Raw genomic sequence first — 23010 nt, 5'->3', positions numbered from 1 at the left:
GAAAACAATAATTTGTTTATTTCTTAAAATCATTCTTCATAAAAAACTTTTATAATTCAAATAGAATAATGATTTTTACAACTTTGAAAAAAGTAAAAACTAAATTATGGCTAAAGAGATTGTTTTATTAAATATTTCAGGACCAGATAAACCAGGGTTAACCTCTAGTTTAACGGGGGTTTTGGCAGAATATGGTGCAAAGGTTTTAGATATTGGTCAAGCTAATATTCACGATACATTATCGTTAGGTATTTTGTTTGAAATAAAATCTAAAAAGAAATCGGCTGCCGTTTTAAAAGATTTACTTTTTAAGGCTTATGAACTTGGTATTTCGGCAAAGTTTACACCTATTTCTATTGATAAATATGAAGATTGGGTAACGAATCAAGGAAAAGACAGGTATATTATAACGCTTCTAGGAGAGAAACTAGCAGCCGAACAAATATCAGAAGTTACGAAAGTAATTTCGGAAAAAAATTTAAATATAGATTCTATAACCAGATTAACAGGGCGTTTGTCGCTTAAAAAAGAAGCCGAATATCCTCGCGCTTCAATTCAACTTTCTGTACGTGGTAAAATTGATAGTAAAGAAGAATTAACGGCGAAGTTTATGCAAATTTCGAATGACCTTGATATTGATATTGCGTTTCAAGAAGATAATATTTTTAGAAGAAATCGGCGTTTGGTATGTTTCGATATGGATTCTACACTAATTCAGGCAGAAGTTATTGATAAATTGGCAGAACTTGCAGGAGTAGGTGACGAGGTAAAAGCGATTACCGAATCGGCCATGCAGGGCGAGATTGATTTCAACGAAAGTTTTGAACGACGTATGAAACTTTTAGAAGGATTAAGTGAACAGGTTTTACAGGATGTTGCTGTAAACTTACCTATAACTAAAGGGGCCAGACGTTTAATTGATACGTTAAAAAGTTACGGATTTAAAACTGCTATTCTTTCTGGTGGTTTTACTTATTTTGGTGAGTATTTAAAGAAAGAATTAGGTATGGATTATGTATATGCCAACCAACTAGAAATTGTTGATGGAAAATTAACAGGTGGGTATTTAGGCGATATTGTTGATGGCAACAAAAAAGCAGAATATTTAAAAGAAATTGCAAAAAAAGAAGGTATTGATATTAGCCAAACTATTGCTGTGGGCGATGGTGCAAACGATTTGCCCATGCTTAATCTTGCAGGTTTAGGTATTGCCTTTCATGCCAAACCAAAGGTAAAAGATAATGCGCAAAGTTCTATTTCTAGTATTGGCTTAGATGGTGTATTATACCTATTAGGGTATCATGACCGCCATATTGATTTGGTGGACTAAAAAGGTTTTACTTATTTGTTTTAATAAAAAAAGCTCTAAATATTAGAGCTTTTTATGTGTATTGGGTTTTTTATTATTATTCGCGATAAATAGCCATAATAGGAATATCTAGATTATTTAATAAATCTTCAGTTAAGCTGAAAGAGAATAAGCGTTGATAGAAATTTCGTTTATGGTTAATTAAGCAAACCATATCTATTTTATTATTTACACAGTATTCGGTTAAGGATTTTTTTAAATCTATAGAATCTATAGAAATAAATTCTACATTATTTAGGTGAGCCGAGTTGATAGATTCTTTAAAAGTTTCTAATAAAGGTGAAATAGATTCTACGTGAGCCAAATCGAAATGAATAACGTGTAATTTTGAATTAAACTCTTGAGATTTTTCAATAACATCGGCCAAAGGTACAATTTCATCTTCTTTATAATCAACAAGAAAAACAATATTATCAAATGAACCATCGAAAACCGCTCTTTCTGGAATAGCAAATACTGGCTTGCTTATTTCTTCTAATATCTTGATGGTATTGGTTTCCATAAAAATATTAAACAAACTATTTTGGTTACTTTGTGTCCCCATAATAATTAAGTCTATTTTATCTTCTTTCTTTAGAATGTATTTTTTTAAAGACTCTACAAACGTACCTTCATCCACAACATATTTTACATTAAGTTTTCCAACTTTACTGTTTTTAATAATGTTTTCAAATGGTGGAAATTTGTCTTTTTTACTTCTAAAATTCTGAATGTCTATCTTGTTATATACTGCTTGAGCATTTTCATTTATAGGTTCGGCTTCTGTATATGTGTGATATACAATTAACTTTGAGTTGGATTTTTGGGCATACTCCATAGCGTATGTAAAAGCATTTAAGGATAATTCGGTAAAATTTGTAGGAAATAATATGCTTTTCATTTTTTTAAAGTTTAGAGTTTTTTTTATGTTTTTTAGAAAGCAACCTCAAGGTTAACTTCATAAATATCGTCTTTAGTGTTTATTTTATTAGAATGTTCTACATTGAAAACCATTCTTAAGTAATTATTAATTTTATAGGTTAATCCACCTATATAACGTTTTGTATTGTTGTCTGTTATGTCTTTTACAGTAAAATTATCATATCTTCCCCAAATAGCAAACGGACTTTTCTTAAATTTATATTCTCCAAAAAAACTATAGCCATAGTTTTTTAAAGCTATTTTCGGGTTGTTTTCATCTGTATATGTTGCTCTAAAATCACCAGTTCCTTCATGAGTTTGGGCTGTTAACGTAAGTTGTTGTCCTGTATAGGCCAGAAAACCGAGAACTTGATTAAAATCTGGGCGCTCTGCGCTATTTCCTTTTCCTGTATTAAAATAACCACTTATTTGTAGTTCCGGAATTTTTGAAGGAAAGGGCCGGTAGGATAAACGGCCGGCAATAAGTTTATTATTGTTGTTTTCTGCTCCAGAATAACCGCCACCATTATATAAACCAAAGGCATAGCTTAAATATTTTCCTGTTAAAGGGCTTTTTACCTTTTTTAAAAAAGCTTCATCCATTTTTGGACCAATATTACCATTAACGGTAATTCCAAAATCGGCAGAGTTAAATATTTTATTTCGCTCTATAAACATATTGTCTTGCACCCGATAGGTGTTTATTTTTTGTTCATAGTCTAGCCATGGAGTATGTACCATACCTACTTGAATCCATAAACCTGTAAATACCTTACTATTTATTCTAGGTTTTGTTTTTACGTAAAGATATTTAAGCCGAGTTTCAATATTACCAGCATCTTCACCATCTCTATCAATGGTTAAGTCCATGGTGTATCTTACAGAGAATACATCGTCTAAATCTTTTTTTAAGGTAATATAACTTCTTTTAAGTACAAAAGCACTTTCATGATTGTTTGTAGCTAAAACATCTTGATCTGCTTGGGTTTGCGCAATTCCATCTCTATATGCCATAAACCAATTTCCAGACATTTTAACAATATTAGCAATGTTAATCCCTTTTTTATCGGGATTATTGGTTTCTTCTTGTGCCCAAATAAACGATGGGTAAAAGAAAAAATACGCAGCGACAACCATTTTTAGTACAATGTTTTTCATTAAAAATTACATGGAGGCTAAATATTTAACAACATAAACTAAAGCCACACTTACAACCAAACCAATAAAGACTTTAAATAAGTCCATCCCGAGATTACTAAACATAGAGCGTCTGGCTTCATTTTTTCTAAGCATAAAGTTTAGTGCTATTTCTCTACCCGCTAGAATACCTATAAATACCCATGTGGTACTCATAGGTACATTGTTTAATTCTTTAAAATAAAATAGAATAATTCCGTAGGTAAAATCGATAAGTGTTGCCGATCTAAGGTCTACCGTATTGGTTTTAGACTTAACAATACCTTGAATGGCTCCACCTTTTTTTGCAATAATAAAAGCGAGCATCCCTAAAATAATTATTAATGAAAAGCCTAATTGCCATAATTCAAGTTGTCTTGGTAAATAAACATAGATGTTGGCAAAATCTTGGATGAGCCATTGCGACCAAAGAAAACCGGTTGAGCACCATTGCAAAGCCGTCCAAATTTTATTTTCTCTATCTGTTATTGGGTTTTCTATAAATTTTTTCTCAAGTATTTTAGATATGGCTAAATATAAAATAATGGCCGCTACAAAGGAAACAGCGTATCCTGAAACGGATTTAAGTATCATATCGCTTAAATTCTTTTGGTTAAAAAATGTAAGAATTAAAAACGATGTACTTACCGGAATTCCGGTACGTGTAAGCAACATTAAAATAATAGGAGGTAAAATATAATACCATGAAAAAGGATCTGGCATGGGGTATTTTTCAAGACGTCCATAAGAAACGTCTCCATTGTGCGTAAAATAGCCATAAACAAGTGTTGTAGCAAGAATTCCTCCGGCAAAAAGCCATAATACCCACCACTTTTTTCGTTCATTCGAACTTAAAAATGTTCCTAAAGTTTGAATGGTATCGTTTCCTACTACAGAATAGGCTGCTAAAGTGAAGCCAAGATAAATAACTACTGTTGAAAAATCCATATAAAATATTGGTAGAGTTGTCTTTTTTATTGAAACAACAAATAAACTTTTAAAAAGTTTGATACATGTTATATTAAGTTTATGAATAAGTTATTTTTATGAGCTAAGTTTTTTTAAGGTCTAGACAATAATTGGGTTTACAAAGTTGATTCTATGGAGAGGAGTTTTTTATCTCGTATCATCAAGATTATTATAATTATTGTAATTAATGTGTTATAAAGTTCTTTATAAATCTATCTTAAAGTCTTTCCTTCTTCCTTTTAAAAGTATTATTTTGCCAATATTATTAGTACCATAGTTAAAGACTAATAATTTCCTAATTAATTCTTTTTATGCGTTATATTAAATATAGTATATTTTGCTTGTTTTCAGTGGTTTCAATTTATGGTCAAACGTCTAAAAACCCTTTAGAAACTGCGCAGCCAGAAGCGCAACGTAAATGGGTAGATAGTGTTTATGAGTCTTTATCCTTATCGGAAAAAATAGGGCAGTTGTACATGGTTCAAGTCATGTCTAACCAAAATGCGGCTGTAAAAGCAAAAGTTGAAAATTTAGTTAAAAACAACCATATTGGCGGTGTTATTTACTCTAATGGTGGGCCATACCGTCAGGCTAAACTTAATAATGAATTACAAGCGCTTTCAAAAATTCCACTTTTAGTTGGCATGGATGCCGAATGGGGCTTAAGCATGCGTTTAGATTCTACTTATGCTTTTCCTTGGAATATGACCCTTGGAGCTATTAAAAATGATAAATTAGTTGAAGAAGCCGGCAGGTATATTGGCGAACATTGTAAACGTTTGGGAGTGCATTTCAACTTTGCACCTGTGGTTGATATTAATACGAACCCTAAAAACCCCATTATTGGAAATCGTTCCTTTGGTGAAGATCGCGATAATGTCACCCGTAAAGCTGCTGCTTTTATGAAAGGGATGCAAAGTGCTGGTGTTTTAGCTAATGCCAAGCATTTTCCAGGGCATGGAGACACCGATCAAGATTCGCATTTAACCTTACCAACTATCAGTTTTAATGAAAAACGTATTGATTCTATCGAGTTATATCCGTATAAAAAATTAATTAATGAGGGGCTTTCCAGCGTTATGGTAGCGCACTTAAATGTGCCTAGTTTAGATAATTCTGGAGTACCATCGTCTTTATCAAAACATATTGTAACCGATATTTTAAAAGAAAAATTAGGATTTCAAGGTCTTATTTTTACCGATGCGTTAACTATGAAAGGGGCTGCAGATTTTGATGAAACAGGCGATATTGATTTGGCTGCGTTTAAGGCTGGAAACGACGTGATGCTTATGTCGGAAAATGTTGGAATTGGTATTTCTAAAATTAAAGCCGCTTATGAAAGTGGTGAAATTTCTGAAGCTCGATTAGCGCTTTCAGTTAAAAAAATATTAATGGCCAAATATAAAGTGGGGTTACAACACTATAAGCCTATTAGTTTAAAAAATTTAAGTAAAGATTTAAACAGACCGGAAGATGATATTTTATATGAAGAACTTCTTGAAAACGCCATTACTGTTGTAAAAAACGATAGCGATTTACTGCCGCTTACAAAATTGGAAATGAAAACCTTGGCTTATGTAAATATGGGTGACGATTCTGGAAATGAGTTTTTTAATGAATTGAAAAAATACGGAAAAGTCCATGCTGTTAAAGAAGATAATTTAGAAGCTTTAATGGGAAGACTAGAGCCGTATAATACCGTTATTATAGGGTTACATCGCTCTAATGCTAATCCTTGGAAAAGCTATAAGTTTACCAAAGAAGAAATTAATTGGTTACACGAAATTTCAAGAACCCACAATGTAATTCTCGATGTGTTTGTGAAACCTTATGCGCTTGCAGATTTAAGAACCATGGCAAATATTGAAAGCGTTATAGTTAGCTATCAAAATAGTGCTATTGCCCAACAAAAATCGGCACAGCTTATTTTTGGAGCTATTCCTGCACAAGGTGTTTTACCGGTTTCTATTGGAGCGTTTTACAATGCAGGCGAAGGAATAGATATAGAGGATATTAAACGTTTGGGGTATACAGTACCCGAGCGTGTTGGCATGAATTCAAAGAAATTAAATAAAATTGATTCGGTTGCCAAATATGCTATTAGTCATAAAATGACCCCTGGAATTCAACTTTTAGTGGCCAGAAAAGGGAAAGTGATATACAATAAAAACTTTGGAAAGCATACTTATTCTGGAAAAGAAAAAGTAAGCTTTGATGATATTTACGATGTGGCGTCATTAACAAAAATATTAGCAACTTTGCCGTTATTAATGGAGTTAGAAGAGCAGGGCGAAGTGACTTTAGATACCAAATTGGTTGAAATATTACCAGAATACAAAGGCTCAAATAAAGAAAATATTACTTTAAAACAGATGTTATCTCATTATGCGCGTTTACGTCCGTGGGAACCTTTTTATTATCATACTTTAGATTCGGTTACTAAACGTCCAAGCGATAAATATTACAGAAAAACACGAAGTCCGGAATTTAATATTGAAGTCTATAAAAGTTTGTATTTAAGGTCTGATTATCCGGACTCTATACAAGGTATTATAAAGGATTCTAAGCTGCTAGATCAGTTAAAATATCGTTATAGTGATTTTCCTTATTACATTTTAAAGAAATTTATTGAGAACTATTACGACAGAACATTAGAACAACTAACCCAAGCGCATTTTTATGAGTCTTTGGGAGCAAATAACACCATGTATAATCCGTATCATACTATTAGTAATAAAAAAATAGTACCTACAGAGGAAGATAATTATTACCGTTATCAAAAAGTGCAAGGCTATGTTCACGATATGGGAGCCGCCATGCAAAATGGTATTGGTGGGCATGCCGGTGTTTTTAGTAATGCGAATGATGTGGCTAAAATTATGCAAATGTACTTGCAAAAAGGATATTATGGTGGAAAGCGTTATTTAAAAGAGGAAACAGTAGAAAAATTTAATACCCGCTATTATGAAGATAAGGATAATAGGAGGGGGGTTGGTTTTGATAAACCGCAATTAGGAACAGCTGGCCCAACCTGTGGTTGTGTTTCTGCGAAAAGTTTTGGGCATTCTGGTTTTACAGGTGCTTATACTTGGGCAGATCCCGATGAAGAAATTGTGTATGTATTTATGGCAAATAGAACATACCCAAGTGCTAGTAAAAACTTGCTTTTAAAAGCAAATATAAGAACAGAAATACAACGCTTAATTTATGAAGCGATTGAAGATTAAAACATGGCGTTTTTAAGTTTATAAAATTAGAAAAATGAAAATAGGTATAGTTTGTTATCCAACATTTGGGGGGAGTGGCGTTGTTGCAACAGAATTAGGTTTAGAGCTTTCTAAGCGTGGACACGAAATTCATTTTATTACATATAATCAACCTGTTAGACTGGAATTAATTGGAAACAACGTACATTATCATGAAGTGAATGTTCCAGAGTATCCGTTGTTTCATTATCAACCTTACGAGTTAGCCTTGTCGAGTAAATTAGTTGATATGGTAAAGCTTCATAAAATAGAAATTCTGCATGTGCATTATGCTATTCCACATGCCTATGCGGCGTATATGGCAAAAAAAATGCTTATTGAGGAAGATATTTATGTACCTATTGTAACCACACTACACGGCACTGATATTACGCTGGTGGGTAGCCATCCATTTTATAAGCCCGCAGTAACCTTTAGCATTAATAAATCTGATGCAGTAACAGCGGTTTCGGCGAGTTTAAGAAAAGACACGCTACGTCTATTTGATATTAAAAACAAGATTAGTGTGGTTCCTAATTTTATAGATTTGGAAAAACATAATAATGAAGGTATTACCGATTGTCAACGTGGGTTAATGGCTAATGATGACGAAAAAATTATTACCCATATTAGTAATTTACGCCCTGTAAAACGGGTGCAAGATGTGGTTAGTATATTTTACAATATTCAAAAAGAAATGCCGGCTAAACTTATGTTTATTGGAGAAGGACCTGAAAAAGAAAGTGTAGAACAGCAGTGTGCGAAATTAGGTATTTCTAGCAAGGTTATTTTCTTTGGTAGAAGTAACGAAATAGATAAAATATTATGTTTTAGCGATTTGTTTTTACTGCCTTCGGAAACAGAAAGTTTTGGTTTAGCAGCTTTAGAAGCTATGGCATCTGGGGTACCTGTAATTTCTAGTAATGCAGGTGGGATTCCAGAGGTTAATATTCATGGGGTTTCTGGATACTTAAGCAATGTTGGCGATGTGGAAGATATGAGCAAAAATGCCATACATATTTTAAACAATGAAACACGTTTGGAAACCTTTAAAGCAAACGCAAGAAAAGAAGCTTTAAAATTCGATTTACATGAAATTGTACCGCAATACGAGAAAATATATGAAGAAACATTAGCTAAATGTTTGGTGTTATAGTTGAAAAAAATAAGGTGTTTAAACACTCTTATTTATAGATTTAAAAAAAACGCTCTTATCAAATTGTTGAAGAAGGGCGTTTTTTTTTAGTGTTCATTTTTTAGCTTATCATATTGATATTATGCAGTAGCCAATAAATCTGGTTTTTCAAAAAGTTGAATATTACTTAGCAATCTGTCTTTCACAATATTCATCATGCGTTTATTTAAAGCAGAAGAATTTTTAGTATAAACAACATAATCTTCAACAGTAAAAACACCTATAATCATACCTTTTAGGGAGTTTCGGAATTTCATATCTTTTTGAATGGCGTTTTCAATATAATCCATACGTTTGTCCAAGTTTAATCCATAAAAAACCGATTTATGCTTCACGATATAATTTCTAAAAGCAGCAATCAATAAATCATTTTGCATTTTAATACAAGGACGCAGTACGAGGTTTTGAAAACGTTCGTCTGCAGACATGGCATCATTAATTGTAGTAGTTAAAATCTCTGGGCGAATACTTTTTAATTTTAAATCTCTAGAATTCATGGTTTTGATTTTTAATAAATGTAAAAATTATTAAGGCTGTTTTCGTAGTGATGCTTTTTAATTATTCACTAGGTTATTAACATTTTACATTTAACTTGTTTTTACCATATTTTTTAAGCGAATTACTAAACCAAGAATACGGCTATAACATAAGAAAAATAAATACGAAAATAAGAAGGAGCAATCAAATATCATGTTTATTATACTCAAGATGGGTTACCTTTGAAACGTAATTTTAAAATATAAGGTCAATGGAAAACCGTAAACAAAACATGAAATTTCACAGTAGAAAATGGGTTAAACCCGAAGATTTAAATGCAAATGGTACCTTGTTTGGTGGTCGATTATTAGAGTGGATTGATGAGGAGGCCGCTATTTATGCCATCATACAGTTAGAAAACCAAAAGGTGGTTACTAAATTTATGAGTGAAATCGATTTTAAATCCTCTGCTAAGCAAGGGGATATTGTTGAAATTGGTATTAATGTGGTAAAGTTTGGACGAGCGTCTTTGGTATTAAGTTCTGAAGTTAGAAATAAAATGACTCATGAAACTATTATCACAATTTCTAATATTGTTATGGTAAATATTGGTCCAGACGGAAAACCTCTAGCACATGGTAAAACAGAAATTGAATATGTAGTTGATAGGTTGTAAAAAACAACCCAAATTTCTTTTAAAAATTATAATCAATTTTAAGTATTTGTTGCATTAAATTCAAATAATAACACATACGTTGGTAATTTTATAAAAATTTACTAACAAAGTCGTTTAAAGTTTTGAAATACTGTAATAAACTCTAAATTTGTTCCTCTGTAGCTTTAAAGCTATTTTAATACAAAATTAAAAATTTTATGAGTAGTACATTATTTGACAAAGTGTGGGATTCGCATGTAGTGCGAGACATTGCTGATGGACCAGATGTGTTGTATATAGACCGTCACTTAATTCACGAAGTAACAAGCCCTGTGGCTTTTGTAGGTTTAAAAAGTAGAGGTTTAAGTGTGTTGTATCCAGAGCGTACATTTGCTGTTGCAGATCATAACACACCAACTATTAACCAACATTTACCTGTAGAAGATCCATTATCGGCTAATCAATTAAAAACCTTGAAAGACAATGCTAATCAGTATGGTATTAGTCACTGGGGATTAGGGCATCAAAATAATGGAATTGTTCATGTTGTAGGACCAGAAAATGGAATAACACTTCCTGGTGCTACTATTGTTTGTGGCGATTCGCATACTTCAACTCACGGTGCTTTTGGAGCTATTGCCTTTGGTATTGGAACTTCGGAAGTAGAAATGGTGCTTACTACACAATGTATTATGCAACCTAAACCAAAAAAAATGCGTATTAGCGTTAATGGGCCGTTAAGTAAAGGGGTAACGCCTAAAGATGTTGGGTTATACATTATTTCTCAATTAACAACGTCTGGTGCTACCGGGTATTTTGTAGAATATGCTGGCGATGTTTTTGAAAACATGTCTATGGAAGGTCGTATGACTGTTTGTAACCTTTCTATTGAAATGGGTGCACGTGGTGGAATGATTGCTCCAGATGAAAAAACATTTGAGTATATTAAAGGTCGTTCTATGACGCCTAAAGGAGCAGATTGGGATAAAGCCATGACCTATTGGGAAACACTTAAAACTGATAAGGATGCTACTTTTGATAAAGAAGTGGTGTTTAATGCAGCAGATATAGAACCTATGATTACTTACGGAACAAATCCGGGTATGGGTATGGGGATTTCTAAACATATTCCATCGGCAGAATCTGTTGAAGGAGGAAAAGCTACTTATGATAAGTCTTTAGCTTACATGGGTTATGCTGAAGATGACCAGATGATTGGTAAGAAAATTGATTACGTATTTATTGGAAGTTGTACAAACGGACGTATTGAAGATTTCCGTGCATTTGCTTCTATTGTTAAAGGACGTAAAAAAGCTGATAATGTTACGGCTTGGTTAGTACCAGGATCTCACATTGTTGAAGCTAAAATTAAAGAAGAAGGTTTATTAGATATTTTTGAAGACGCTGGATTTGTTTTAAGAGAGCCAGGTTGTTCTGCTTGTTTAGCCATGAATGATGATAAAGTACCTGCTGGAAAATACGCGGTAAGTACTTCTAATAGAAACTTTGAAGGTCGTCAAGGACCAGGATCGAGAACCTTATTGGCTAGTCCGTTAGTTGCTGCAGCAGCGGCAGTTACAGGAGTGGTAACAGACCCTAGAGATTTACTATAAAAGCAATTAGCTTTAAGCGTTGTGCTTAGAGCTAAAAACAAAACATTATAATTATTGGCTTATAGCGTCAGGCTTAAAGCCTAAAGCATTAAAAATATGGCATACGATAAATTTACAACATTAACGAGTAGCGTAGTACCGTTACCAATAGAGAATGTAGATACCGATCAAATTATACCAGCTCGTTTTTTAAAAGCGACAACTCGTGAAGGTTTTGGAGATAATTTATTCCGCGACTGGAGATATAATGGAGATAATACTCCAAAAGAAGATTTTATTTTAAACAACCCAATATATACAGGGAAAATTTTATTAGGAGGAAAGAACTTTGGTTCTGGTTCTTCTCGTGAGCACGCTGCTTGGGCGGTTTACGATTATGGTTTCCGTTGTGTAGTATCAAGCTTTTTTGCAGATATCTTTAAAAACAACTGTTTAAATATTGGTGTTTTACCAGTACAAATTAGCCCAGAATTTTCTAATGAAATTTTTGAAGCAGTTTACGCCGATCCAAAAACAGAGGTAGAAGTCGATTTAAAAGCGCAAACCATTACACTATTATCTTCTGGAACACAAGAGTCTTTTGATATTAATGGCTATAAGAAAGAAAATATGTTAAATGGTTTTGATGATATCGACTATTTACAAAACATGAAAAGCGAGATAGAAACATTTACAGAATCTCGTCCTTTCTAAAAAAATGGCAAAACATATAGAAATAATGGATACGACATTGCGCGATGGTGAACAAACCTCGAGCGTGTCGTTTTCTGCTTCTGAGAAACTCACCATAGCAAAACTTTTATTAGAAGAATTAAAAGTTGATCGTATTGAAATTGCTTCGGCACGTGTGTCGGAAGGCGAGCTTCAAGCGGTTAAAGATGTGACAGCATGGGCTAAAGAAAGCAACTATTTAAAGGCTGTTGAAGTTTTAACTTTCGTAGATAAAGGGGTTTCTTTAGATTGGATGATTGAAGCAGGAGCCAAGGTGCAAAATTTGCTCACTAAAGGTTCGTTAAATCATTTAACGCATCAACTCAAAAAAACACCAAATCAGCACTTTACAGAGATTAAAGAAAATATTAGTTTAGCCACAGAAAAGGGGATTGAAACTAATATTTATTTAGAGGACTGGAGTAATGGTATGCGAAATTCTAAAGCTTATGTTTTTGAATTTTTAGAGTTTTTAGCAACCCAACCGGTAAAGCGCATTATGCTTCCAGATACTTTAGGGGTGTTAACGCCAGAGGAATCATATATTTTTATAAAGGAAATTAAAGATAAGTACCCTAATTTACATTTCGATTTTCATGCACATAACGATTACGATTTAGGTGTTGCCAATGTAATGGCTGGTTTAAAAGCGGGTGCCGATGGTTTACATTTAACAGTAAATGGTATGGGGGAACGCGCAGGAAATGCGCCTATGGCAAGTACTATTGCGGTGATAAACGATTTTATGCCCGAGGTTGAAATTGGTGTAAATGAAAACTTTTTATACACGATTAGCAAACTTATTGAAACCTTTTCGGGTTTTATGATTCCTGCTAATAAACCCGTTGTTGGTGCTAATGTTTTTACGCAAACGGCTGGAATACATGCCGATGGCGATAATAAAAACAACCTGTATTTTAGTGATTTAATGCCGGAGCGTTTTGGAAGAACCAGAAAATACGCTTTAGGAAAATCGTCTGGAAAAGCTAATATTCAAAAGAATTTACAAGAATTAGGGCTTCAGCTAGACGATGATGATTTAAGGAAAGTTACCCATCGTATTATTGAGTTGGGCGATAAAAAACAGGTCGTTACTAAGGAGGATTTACCTTATATAATTTCGGATGTTTTAGATAGAACCTACGAAGAAAAGGTAAAAGTGAATGCTTACGTGCTTACGCATGCTATGGGATTAAAACCTACAACCACGGTTTCTATTACTATTAACGGGGATACTTTTGAAGAAAGTGCGCATGGTGATGGACAATTTGATGCTTTTATGTATGCTATTAAAACAGTGTTTAAAAAGAAAGCATTAAAATTACCTAAATTGGTAGATTATGCGGTTCGTATTCCTCCGGGATCGAATTCTGATGCGCTTTGTGAAACCATTATTACTTGGAAAAATAGCGATAGAGAATTTAAAACGCGTGGATTAGATTCCGATCAAACGGTTTCGGCTATTAAAGCTACCGAAAAAATGATGAATATTGTTGTGAGTTGAAATGATTGACAGATGACGGAAGACTGACGACTGAAGATCGAAGACAGGAGATTGATGACAGAAGATGGACGAGAGCGTTGGGAAGTTAGTTTGTTTTCGGATGTGTTGTTGACTGAAGATTTAGAACAGACAATGGCGGGTTAAGACCGCGTTAGGGATTGCAGAGGAAAGCCCACAGCCCGACGAAAGGAGGTGCGAGGACTTGTAACGGAAAGCCCGACCCTTGGGGAACGCCCAAATAAATATAATAAAATTAAGGATTAAAAATAAATAAGATGAAATTTAATATTGCCCTTTTAGCCGGAGACGGCATTGGACCAGAAGTTATAGATCAAGCTGTAAAAGTTAGTGATGCTGTAGCTGCAAAATTTGGACATGAAATAACATGGAAACCAGCGTTAACTGGTGCTGCTGCTATTGATGAGGTTGGAGAACCTTATCCAGATGCCACTCATGAGGTGTGTGTTGCTGCTGACGCGGTGCTTTTTGGTGCTATTGGTCACCCAAGATTTGATAATGATCCATCGGCAAAGGTTCGTCCTGAGCAAGGGTTATTAAAAATGCGTAAAAAATTGGGTTTATTTGCTAATGTACGTCCAACGTTTACTTTTCCATCTTTATTAGATAAATCGCCTTTAAAGCAAGAGCGTATTGAAGGTACAGATTTAGTCTTTTTAAGAGAGTTAACTGGAGGGATTTACTTTGGTGAAAAAGGAAGAAGAGACGGTGGAGAAACCGCTTTTGATAATTGTGTTTATACACGCGAAGAAGTGCAACGTTTAGCTAAAAAAGGTTTTGAATTAGCGATGACGCGTTCTAAAAAATTATGTTGTGTGGATAAAGCCAATGTTTTAGAAACGTCTCGTTTATGGAGAGAAACTGTTCAGGCTATGGAAAAAGATTATCCAGAGGTTGAAGTGAGTTACGAGTTTGTTGATGCGGTAGCCATGCGTTTGGTACAATGGCCAAATAGTTACGATGTATTAATAACAGAAAACTTATTTGGAGATATTTTAACAGATGAAGCTTCGGTTATTTCTGGATCTATGGGATTAATGCCATCGGCATCTATGGGAACAGATATTGCTTTATTTGAACCAATACACGGGTCTTACCCACAGGCTACAGGATTGAATATTGCTAACCCAATGGCCACTGTATTGTCTGCAGCAATGATGTTTGAAACGGCTTTTAACTTACCAGAAGAAGGTAAAGCTATTAGAGATGCTGTAAATAAAGCCTTAGCTGAAGGTGTGGTTACAGAAGATTTAGCCGATGGTGGAAAAGCTTACGGTACAACGGAAGTTGGAGATTATTTAGCGGCTAATATTTAGATTAGAAATTTAATTTATAAAAAAGTCCCATTAGGTTTTAAAACTTAATGGGACTTTTTGCGTTAGGCTTTTAGTTTGATATTAAAAAAGTAAATTTGTTTTAGCTAATTGATTTGTAATGAACGATACTATTGAATCTATAAAAAAGGAAAACATCATCCTTAAAGCGCAACTTGAAAAATTGAATGCTAAAAAGTCGCGTCCTAAAAACACAAAAGGTATTTTAAAATTTATTGGAACTCTAATTGCTGGCAAAAGTTTAAAACAGAGTATCTATAATACTATCGAAGAGTTTAACGAACAGCGCAAAATAACTATAGATACCACATCGAATCTTATAGCGAGTTTAATTAGGCGTTTAACAAGAATAGGCGTGATGGGATTGTTAATAGCGATATTGCCGACGACTTTAATGTTTTATCAAAACCGATTAATAAAAAAGCAAAATGAGAAAATTGAAATACAATCGCATTTAGCGGAAGCATCCCGAAGATCGTCACAAATGTTTATTATGGGTGAAGTTTTGAGTGATGTTAATAGTGAAATGAAAACCAGCGGATCGTATAAAATATCGAATACCTTAGCAGGACGTGTGGTGAGTTTAAGTCGGGCCATGAAGCCATATCGTTATTTGGTTGGGAATACGCTTATAGAAAAACCAATTAGCCCAGAGCGTGGCCAATTACTTATTACATTATGCAAAAGTAAAATGCAACCGTCTTTTTTTGTAGATGAAATTTTACAGGAAAGCGATTTTACAAAATCGGAGTTAATTAACGCAAAATTGAGACATGCCACTTTAAGAGATATTAATTTACAAGAATCTAATTTAGAAGGATCGGATTTAATGAATGTTGATTTACAAAATGCAAATTTGGTTAACAGTAATTTAAAACATCTTGATTTGGACGATGCCAATTTAACGAATGCTAATTTGGAAGACGCTAATTTAACAGGCTCGTTTTTAATTAGAACCAAATTGAAAGGCGCAAACTTAACCAATGTGGTTTTAGATAGTGTAAAAGTAGCGCGAGCCGATTGGTTGCATTATATTAAAGATGAATTAAAAATTAAAGGTGCCGATGCCTTAATTGAAAACTATAAGATAGATAGCGTATATTATTATAAATCTTCGAAATTTAAAAAACCAATGCTTTTGAAGAAATAAAAATGATTTAGTAAATTTTCTGAATTAAGAAAAGCCTAAATTCTGTTAAGAATTCAGGCTTTTTTTTGTGGGAACAACTTGTTTTTATACGACCCTGCTTCAAATATTCACAACTAATTTTTGTCCAATTTTTAAAACGCTTGTCTTTCTAATAGCATTATTTTTACAAAGTTTAGAAAGAGAGACGTGGTATTTACTAGAAATTCCTGAAAGTGTATCGCCACTTCTAACCACATGTATTTTTTTTCGATTTTCTTTTTCTTGGCTAGCAATGGCCATAGATTTAGTAGTGAGAAGTTCTAAGTTTGTTTGCTTTTTAGAGGAGTGAAATTCCGCAGTTACCCATTTTTTAGTCACCCAAATATTTTGGTTTCTAATTTTGTTGTTTTCAGAGAAATCAAATAAATATTCTGGGTTTATGTAGTGGCCTTTGTAAAGTACAGTTAAATGTAAATGACTGCCTCTAGCATTTCCAGAAGTACCGCCAATACCAATGGTTTGTCCTGCTTTGACAGTGTCGTTTGCTTTAACAACATAACTTGATAAATGAGAATAGGCTGTTTCTAATCCGTTATAGTGTCTAACCACTATTACTCTTCCGTGACCAGAACTGTATCTGGCAAATCTAACAACCCCATCAAACACAGCCCGTACAGGATCTCCTGTAACCAAATCAATATCTATACCTTCATGTCGTCTGCCTCGGCGCCAACCATAACGAGAAGTGATAACTTTTTTTCCTTCAATTGGAGAGCAGTAAGTACTGTCTGAAAAATGAATTTGAAATGGTTTTTTTAGAGGTTCATTTTTATATGGATTGAAATTAATAGGATCCCATTTTTCAGAAGTAATACGAGCTATAGCCTTTGCTGTATTTTGTTCTTTAGCGATATTATATTCTGTTAACACTAGAGCTAGGGAATCCAGTTTATGTGCTATTTCTTTTTTGTTTTGAGCGTTAATAAATTGACAAATACAAAATAAGCAAATAAAGGGCATTAGGTTTTTCATAAAATACTATTAACTATACCATGTTATAATTTCTATAAAAATTAACATGGTTTTTAAGAGGAATTACTCTTTAAAAAGGTAAAAGGTTATTAAATAATTAACGAAACTAAATATTATACTTTAAAACTACTATTACTAGGGAGTTCAAAAATTTCCAAATCGAAATAGGTTGTAGCGGCAATAATATGATCGAAAATATCGGCCATAATATACTCATAGTTCACCCAACGTTTATCGCTACTAAAGGCATAAATTTCTATAGGCATACCTTGGCTGGTGGGCGCTAATTGGCGTACCATAATAGTCATGTCTTTATTTATTGCCGAATGATTTTCTATATAGGTTTGGATATATTTTCTAAAAACGCCAATATTCGTTAAATTTCTACCATTTAGTAATAAGGATTTATCGATGTTTTTTTGATCGTTATACGTATTGATATCTTGTTGACGCGTATTTAAATATTCTGAAATTATTTCAATTTTTTTAAGTTTATCTATTTGTTCTTCAGATAAATAAGACACGCTATTTAATTTAATGTTTAAAGCCCGTTTAATACGTCGTCCAGGAGAATTCACCATGCCTCTCCAGTTTTTAAACGAGTCGGAAATTAAAGCGTAAGTAGGAATAGTTGTAATGGTTTTATCAAAATTCTGAACTTTAACGGTTGCTAAATTAATTTCAATAACATCACCATCGGCACCGTATTTTTCAAAAGTAATCCAGTCGCCAATGCGAACCATATCGTTTATTGATACTTGAATACTGGCAACAAAGCCCATAATAGTATCTTTAAAAACAAGAATAATAACAGCTGAGATAGCACCAAGACCCGTTACAAACTTTATAAATTCAATACCTGTAATAATGGCTATAGCCGACATAAAACCGGTTAGCCAGGCAAAAATCATAAATACCTGAATGTAACTATCAATAGGTTTGTCTTTAAAGCGGGCTAAAGTTTTTAAATAATCTTTAACCGTATTTAGTAAGCTTCTTACAATCCAAAGCGTAAGAATTATAGCGAATACTTGGAGTCCTTTTTCAACAATATTTTTGATATACGGAAAATCAATAAATACATCTGAAATAAACTCTAAAGTTATTAATAATGGGATGATATGCGAAATATTTCGAGGAACCTTATTGTTTACTAATAAATCGTCGAAATTGGTTTTTGATGCCGAAGCAAATTCAGAAAACACCCGAATTAATAGTTTTCGAGTAATATAAAATAGAACACCTACAAGAAGTGCTAAAACAAGTAATAGAGCGATCATATTAAGATATTTCGCTGAAGACTCGGATAAATTAGCCGTTTCTACTAAATATCTATATATAATATGCTGATAATTTGTTGTTTCTATTATAGTTTCCTCTTGCATTAATTAGCAGGTTTTAAAAATTTTCTTTCAATATAAAATGTTCCAAATGGAATAACAGAAGCTAAAAGCACAAAAAGAAAGGTCTTTCCCGCCCATTTCATCTCGCTTTTAATTAAAAATGCTAAAACGACATATAGTATAAAAAGCATACCATGAGGCATGCCTAAAAGTTTTACGTATTCAGGATTTCCTGCAATATATTTAATAGGCGTAGCAATAAATAACAGTAAAAGATAGGATACACCTTCTAAAAAGGCTACAATTCGAAAAATATTTAAAAATGAAAACATACAGTAATTTTAGTTGCAAAAATACGGTACAAAAGTTACATTTCCTTCTTAATAAATAGTTAAAAACGGGCAATGTTTTTTAGTTTAGTTTCTTAATAAAACTTAGAGCGCACTAAAAATAATGATACCATAAATAGCAAAACGTATAAACCTTAAGGAACCAAAAAGCATCACATTTTTAAAAGGAAATTCTATAATTCCAGCCGCCAAACAAGCAATGGAAAAGGGTAGCGGTAATACCGCGCCAACCATAATTAAAAACCCGCCCCATTTTTTTGAGTTTTTTAATTGTTTTTCCATTTTTACAACCATATAATTATGTACCGATGGTATTTTAGTTATTGTAAGTCCCATCCAATAAGACACTAAACCACCTCCATATGATAGAACTGCTAAAACACCTAAATAAAACCACGGACTATACATTTTACCAGCCCATGCAATAAAAATTTCAGGAGGTACAAGCCCTAAAAGGGTTTCTGAAACAAAAAAGAAACTCAGCACACCATAAGCAGGAAGCACTTCGGTTAAATGTGTTAAGGTTTGGTTGATATCAAAAAAATGATTCACCGCATAAACTAAAATAACAATACCAACAATATAAGGCAGCGCTTTTTTTACGGCCTGCCAAACAAAGCTATAAAAGCCTGTATAAGCATAATATTGATGTAAAAGCTGAAATTTAGATTTTTTAGCTTTAGATTTTGTGTCTTCGGGTTTCATTATTATAGAAATTTTTGGAGTGCAAATATAATATATAAGTTTTTAAGCCAAGGGTTTCCTATCGAAGTTATATTTTTTTTAATACCACCTTAACAGTGTTTTAGCATTTTAGCTTATTTATAATGGTTTCCAATGTATTTAATATAATCTAGGTCAGAAAAAGATACATTATTAAACATCATTCTATTAAGATTATAGATAAAGGCTGTTTTTAGGCTAGATGTCATTAGTATTTTAAAACTGTCAATCAAAAACAACTGCCACTGTGTCAGTTATTTTTGGTTGGCATAATGATTGACTTATACAATTCGAAATAAAAAATGAATACATGTTTCCGTTAAGTCGGAAATCTATAAACAATAAAAAAATAAATTATGAGTAAAATTATTGGAATCGATTTAGGAACAACCAACTCTTGCGTTTCTGTAATGGAAGGTAACGAGCCAGTAGTTATTCCTAATGCAGAAGGAAAAAGAACAACACCATCGGTAATCGCTTTTGTAGAAGGTGGTGAAATTAAAGTTGGTGATCCAGCAAAAAGACAAGCGGTTACAAATCCACAAAAAACGGTTTATTCAATAAAGCGTTTTATGGGGAATAAATATTCTGAGTCTAAAAACGAAGCAGAACGTGTACCATATAAAGTAGTAAAAGGAGATAACGATACGCCTAGAGTAGATATTGACGGTCGTTTATATACGCCACAAGAATTAAGTGCTATGATTCTTCAAAAAATGAAGAAAACAGCTGAAGATTATTTAGGACAAGATGTTAGCGAAGCGGTAATTACAGTACCTGCTTACTTTAACGATAGCCAACGTCAAGCCACTAAAGAAGCTGGTGAAATTGCAGGTTTAAAAGTGAGACGTATTATTAACGAACCAACCGCAGCGGCTTTAGCTTACGGTATGGACAAAAAAGGAACAGACCAAAAAATAGTTGTATTTGATTTTGGTGGAGGAACACATGATGTATCGATTCTTGAATTAGGTGATGGTGTATTTGAAGTACTTTCTACCGATGGTGATACACACTTAGGTGGTGATGATGTTGATGAAAAAATTATTGGTTGGTTAGCTGATGAATTTTTAGCGGATGAAAACATGGACTTAAGAAAAGATCCAATGTCTTTACAACGTTTGAAAGAAGCTGCTGAAAAAGCTAAAATTGAGTTATCATCTTCTGCTCAAACGGAAATTAACTTACCATACATAACAGCAACTGCAAGTGGACCAAAACACTTAGTGCGTACCTTAACACGTTCTAAATTCGAACAATTAATTGACGATTTAGTAAAACGTACTATCGCACCATGTGAGTCAGCTTTAAAAGCAGCAGGTTTATCTAAATCTGATATTGATGAAGTTATTTTAGTAGGTGGTTCTACACGTATTCCTGCAGTACAAGCTGCCGTAGAGAAATTCTTTGGTAAAGCGCCAAGCAAAGGGGTTAACCCAGATGAAGTTGTTTCTTTAGGAGCTGGTATCCAAGGTGGTGTATTAACTGGAGATGTTAAAGATGTATTACTTTTAGATGTAACACCTTTATCTTTAGGTATCGAAACTATGGGTAACGTATTTACTAAATTAATTGAAGCAAATACAACCATACCAACCAAAAAATCGCAAATATTCTCGACAGCTGCCGATAATCAACCATCTGTAGAAATTCACGTTTTACAAGGTGAACGCGCGATGGCTGCCGATAATAAAACGATTGGACGTTTTCACTTAAGTGATATTCCACCAGCAAGAAGAGGTACGCCACAAATTGAAGTAACTTTTGATATTGATGCGAATGGTATCATTAAAGTATCTGCTGAAGATAAAGCGACAGGTAAAAAACAAGATATTAGAATTGAAGCATCTTCAGGATTAAGTGAAGAAGAAATTGCGAAAATGAAAGCTGATGCTGAAGCTAATGCTGAAGCAGATAAAGCTGCCGCTGAAAATGCTCAGAAATTAAATGAAGCAGATTCTATGATTTTCCAAACGGAAAAACAATTAGAAGAGTTTGGTGATAAAATTTCTGAAGCTAATAAGAAACCTGTTGAAGAAGCTTTAGCCGAATTAAAAACAGCTTACGAATCTAAAGATATAGCGGTAATAACGCCTGCTTTAGATAAAATAAACGAAGCTTGGAAAGCGGCTTCGGAAGAAATGTACAAAGCGCAAGCTGAAGCTCAAGGCGGTGCACAACCTGGTCCAGATGCTGGTGCAGGCGAGCAACCACAAGGAGAAGGAAATGACGTTGAAGACGTAGACTTCGAAGAGGTTAAGTAAATGAAATAGTATGTTGTCTTTTCAAAATACGTAATTGAATTTATCCCGATGAAAAGCGGGATCTATGGAAAAATTCTAAATTCAATTTAGCATCTTTAAAGGCATCCCTTCTGAATTAAAATAATTCAGAGTCTATATATATACAAAACGCAACCATGAATTTGGTTGCGTTTTTTTATTTTCAATTTATTTGAATAACAGATACGACCTTTTAGTAAATTAGGGTTTTAGAGTGTTAAGTTCAAAAGAAAAATTAATACTTTTTCCATAAGGTTTTAGCTGTAGCACAAACCAAATTGCTACCTGCTATTTTGATGGTATGTGCAAAAGTGTTTTTGGTTTCAAGAGCTCGTGTTAAAGATAAAACAGTATCACCATATTGAGCTTCAGCTATAAAACGCCCATCGATTTTATGTAAAAAATAATGTTCCGAAATATCTTCGGGAATAGATTCAATCACCCATTGTAAATATCTAATGTTATTCACATGTTTATTCATGTCTGTATCATACCGGTTGACCCTAAATTCTTTGATATGATCTGCAAAATCTACAGCACTTATTTTTTTCTTAATATCACCGCTAATAGATTCTTCATTGTAATAAGACCATTTTTCTTTAATCTCATTAAAAATGGGTATTGGTCTTCTTTTTTCAATATCAAAAAACACCCATAAGCCTTTAGCTTTGCCTATAATGTTTTGGTTTTCATCATAAATAATATTTTCTCGATATCCTTTAATAGAGGAGTAGCTAGACAACCAGGTTCTAATCGTAATTTTTTCTTTATAGTTAGGGTAGCGATCCATTTGTAAAACTCCTGAAACTAATACCCAACCTATATTTTTCGTTACTAAATCGAATAAACTATGGTCTATGGCGTAGGAATGGTCTGCCGCAGTTTCTTCTAGCAAACCTAAAATTATGGTAGGCGTTGCCAAGCCTAATTTGTTCATTTCAAAATAGCGTAATTCAAATTGCTTATCGAAATAATTATCAAACAT

19 protein-coding genes are annotated in these 23010 nt (G+C 33.4%); 10 read left to right on the top strand and 9 right to left on the bottom strand.

Annotated elements, in window-relative coordinates:
- Positions 1-106: 106 nt before the first annotated feature.
- Entirely contained in the window at positions 107-1330 is a 1224-nt protein-coding gene (serB, locus tag FQU21_RS14525) for a phosphoserine phosphatase SerB (protein ID WP_147678731.1), read from the top strand.
- 76 nt (positions 1331-1406) lie between these two features.
- On the opposite strand, the gene FQU21_RS14520 is transcribed toward serB, so the two are convergent.
- From FQU21_RS14520 to FQU21_RS14510, 3 genes are read right to left on the bottom strand one after another with little or no spacing between them, the layout of a single operon-like run.
- Positions 1407-2249 carry a universal stress protein gene (locus FQU21_RS14520; RefSeq protein ID WP_147678730.1) on the bottom strand — a complete coding sequence of 281 codons (843 nt, stop codon included), beginning with the start codon at positions 2247-2249 and terminating at the stop codon, positions 1407-1409.
- A 32-nt stretch (positions 2250-2281) separates the two neighbouring features.
- Positions 2282-3427: a hypothetical protein gene (locus FQU21_RS14515; protein ID WP_147678729.1), complete on the bottom strand. Its 1146-nt coding sequence runs from the start codon at positions 3425-3427 to the stop codon at positions 2282-2284.
- Positions 3428-3433: 6 nt separating this feature from the next.
- Positions 3434-4393, bottom strand: a complete 960-nt coding sequence (locus FQU21_RS14510; RefSeq protein ID WP_147678728.1) for a hypothetical protein — start codon at positions 4391-4393, stop codon at positions 3434-3436.
- 332 nt (positions 4394-4725) lie between these two features.
- Between FQU21_RS14510 and FQU21_RS14505 the strand changes: the two genes are divergently transcribed.
- Entirely contained in the window at positions 4726-7641 is a 2916-nt protein-coding gene (locus FQU21_RS14505; protein WP_147678727.1) for a serine hydrolase domain-containing protein, read from the top strand.
- Between the two features lie 34 nt (positions 7642-7675).
- Positions 7676-8815, top strand: a complete 1140-nt coding sequence (bshA, locus tag FQU21_RS14500) for an N-acetyl-alpha-D-glucosaminyl L-malate synthase BshA (RefSeq protein ID WP_147678726.1) — start codon at positions 7676-7678, stop codon at positions 8813-8815.
- Positions 8816-8934: 119 nt separating this feature from the next.
- Here the strand turns inward: bshA and FQU21_RS14495 are convergent, their stop codons facing one another.
- Positions 8935-9351 (bottom strand): glyoxalase, encoded by a 417-nt coding sequence (locus FQU21_RS14495; protein WP_147678725.1) that lies wholly within the window; start codon positions 9349-9351, stop codon positions 8935-8937.
- Between the two features lie 272 nt (positions 9352-9623).
- On the opposite strand from FQU21_RS14495, the gene FQU21_RS14490 reads away from it, so the two are divergent.
- The 6 genes from FQU21_RS14490 to FQU21_RS14465 all read left to right on the top strand — a co-directional run bounded on the left by FQU21_RS14490 (position 9624) and on the right by FQU21_RS14465 (position 16316).
- Positions 9624-10007, top strand: coding sequence for an acyl-CoA thioesterase (locus tag FQU21_RS14490; protein WP_147678816.1), 384 nt, complete (start codon positions 9624-9626; stop codon positions 10005-10007).
- A gap of 197 nt (positions 10008-10204) precedes the next feature.
- The gene (gene leuC, locus FQU21_RS14485) at positions 10205-11599 is read left to right on the top strand and encodes a 3-isopropylmalate dehydratase large subunit (RefSeq protein ID WP_147678724.1); all 1395 of its coding nucleotides are present in this window, start codon (positions 10205-10207) and stop codon (positions 11597-11599) included.
- A gap of 96 nt (positions 11600-11695) precedes the next feature.
- Complete coding sequence (leuD, locus tag FQU21_RS14480; RefSeq protein ID WP_147678723.1) at positions 11696-12292, top strand: 3-isopropylmalate dehydratase small subunit; 597 nt, start codon at positions 11696-11698, stop codon at positions 12290-12292.
- Between the two features lie 4 nt (positions 12293-12296).
- Positions 12297-13814: an alpha-isopropylmalate synthase regulatory domain-containing protein gene (locus FQU21_RS14475; RefSeq protein ID WP_147678722.1), complete on the top strand. Its 1518-nt coding sequence runs from the start codon at positions 12297-12299 to the stop codon at positions 13812-13814.
- Between the two features lie 275 nt (positions 13815-14089).
- Positions 14090-15148: a 3-isopropylmalate dehydrogenase gene (leuB, locus tag FQU21_RS14470; RefSeq protein ID WP_147678721.1), complete on the top strand. Its 1059-nt coding sequence runs from the start codon at positions 14090-14092 to the stop codon at positions 15146-15148.
- 118 nt (positions 15149-15266) lie between these two features.
- Entirely contained in the window at positions 15267-16316 is a 1050-nt protein-coding gene (locus FQU21_RS14465) for a pentapeptide repeat-containing protein (protein ID WP_147678720.1), read from the top strand.
- A gap of 99 nt (positions 16317-16415) precedes the next feature.
- Here FQU21_RS14465 and FQU21_RS14460 read toward each other — a convergent pair whose 3' ends face one another.
- The 4 genes from FQU21_RS14460 to FQU21_RS14445 all read right to left on the bottom strand — a co-directional run bounded on the left by FQU21_RS14460 (position 16416) and on the right by FQU21_RS14445 (position 19725).
- Positions 16416-17327 carry a M23 family metallopeptidase gene (locus FQU21_RS14460; protein WP_147678719.1) on the bottom strand — a complete coding sequence of 304 codons (912 nt, stop codon included), beginning with the start codon at positions 17325-17327 and terminating at the stop codon, positions 16416-16418.
- A 113-nt stretch (positions 17328-17440) separates the two neighbouring features.
- A complete protein-coding gene (locus FQU21_RS14455; protein WP_147678718.1) occupies positions 17441-18712 on the bottom strand; it encodes a mechanosensitive ion channel family protein in 1272 nt (423 codons plus the stop codon).
- Positions 18712-19002 carry a DUF3817 domain-containing protein gene (locus tag FQU21_RS14450; protein WP_147678717.1) on the bottom strand — a complete coding sequence of 97 codons (291 nt, stop codon included), beginning with the start codon at positions 19000-19002 and terminating at the stop codon, positions 18712-18714. The genes FQU21_RS14455 and FQU21_RS14450 overlap by 1 nt, the downstream gene beginning before the upstream one ends.
- A 102-nt stretch (positions 19003-19104) precedes the next feature.
- Complete coding sequence (locus FQU21_RS14445; RefSeq protein WP_147678716.1) at positions 19105-19725, bottom strand: YqaA family protein; 621 nt, start codon at positions 19723-19725, stop codon at positions 19105-19107.
- A 374-nt stretch (positions 19726-20099) separates the two neighbouring features.
- Here FQU21_RS14445 and dnaK point away from each other — a divergent pair, with 374 nt between their 5' ends.
- Positions 20100-22007, top strand: a complete 1908-nt coding sequence (gene dnaK, locus FQU21_RS14440; protein ID WP_147678715.1) for a molecular chaperone DnaK — start codon at positions 20100-20102, stop codon at positions 22005-22007.
- A gap of 253 nt (positions 22008-22260) precedes the next feature.
- Here the strand turns inward: dnaK and FQU21_RS14435 are convergent, their stop codons facing one another.
- Complete coding sequence (locus tag FQU21_RS14435; protein ID WP_147678714.1) at positions 22261-23010, bottom strand: acyl-[acyl-carrier-protein] thioesterase; 750 nt, start codon at positions 23008-23010, stop codon at positions 22261-22263.

This window comes from Algibacter pacificus (assembly GCF_008033385.1).
Taxonomy (GTDB): domain Bacteria; phylum Bacteroidota; class Bacteroidia; order Flavobacteriales; family Flavobacteriaceae; genus Algibacter; species Algibacter pacificus.
This window is presented reverse-complemented; position numbering and strand designations above follow the sequence as displayed.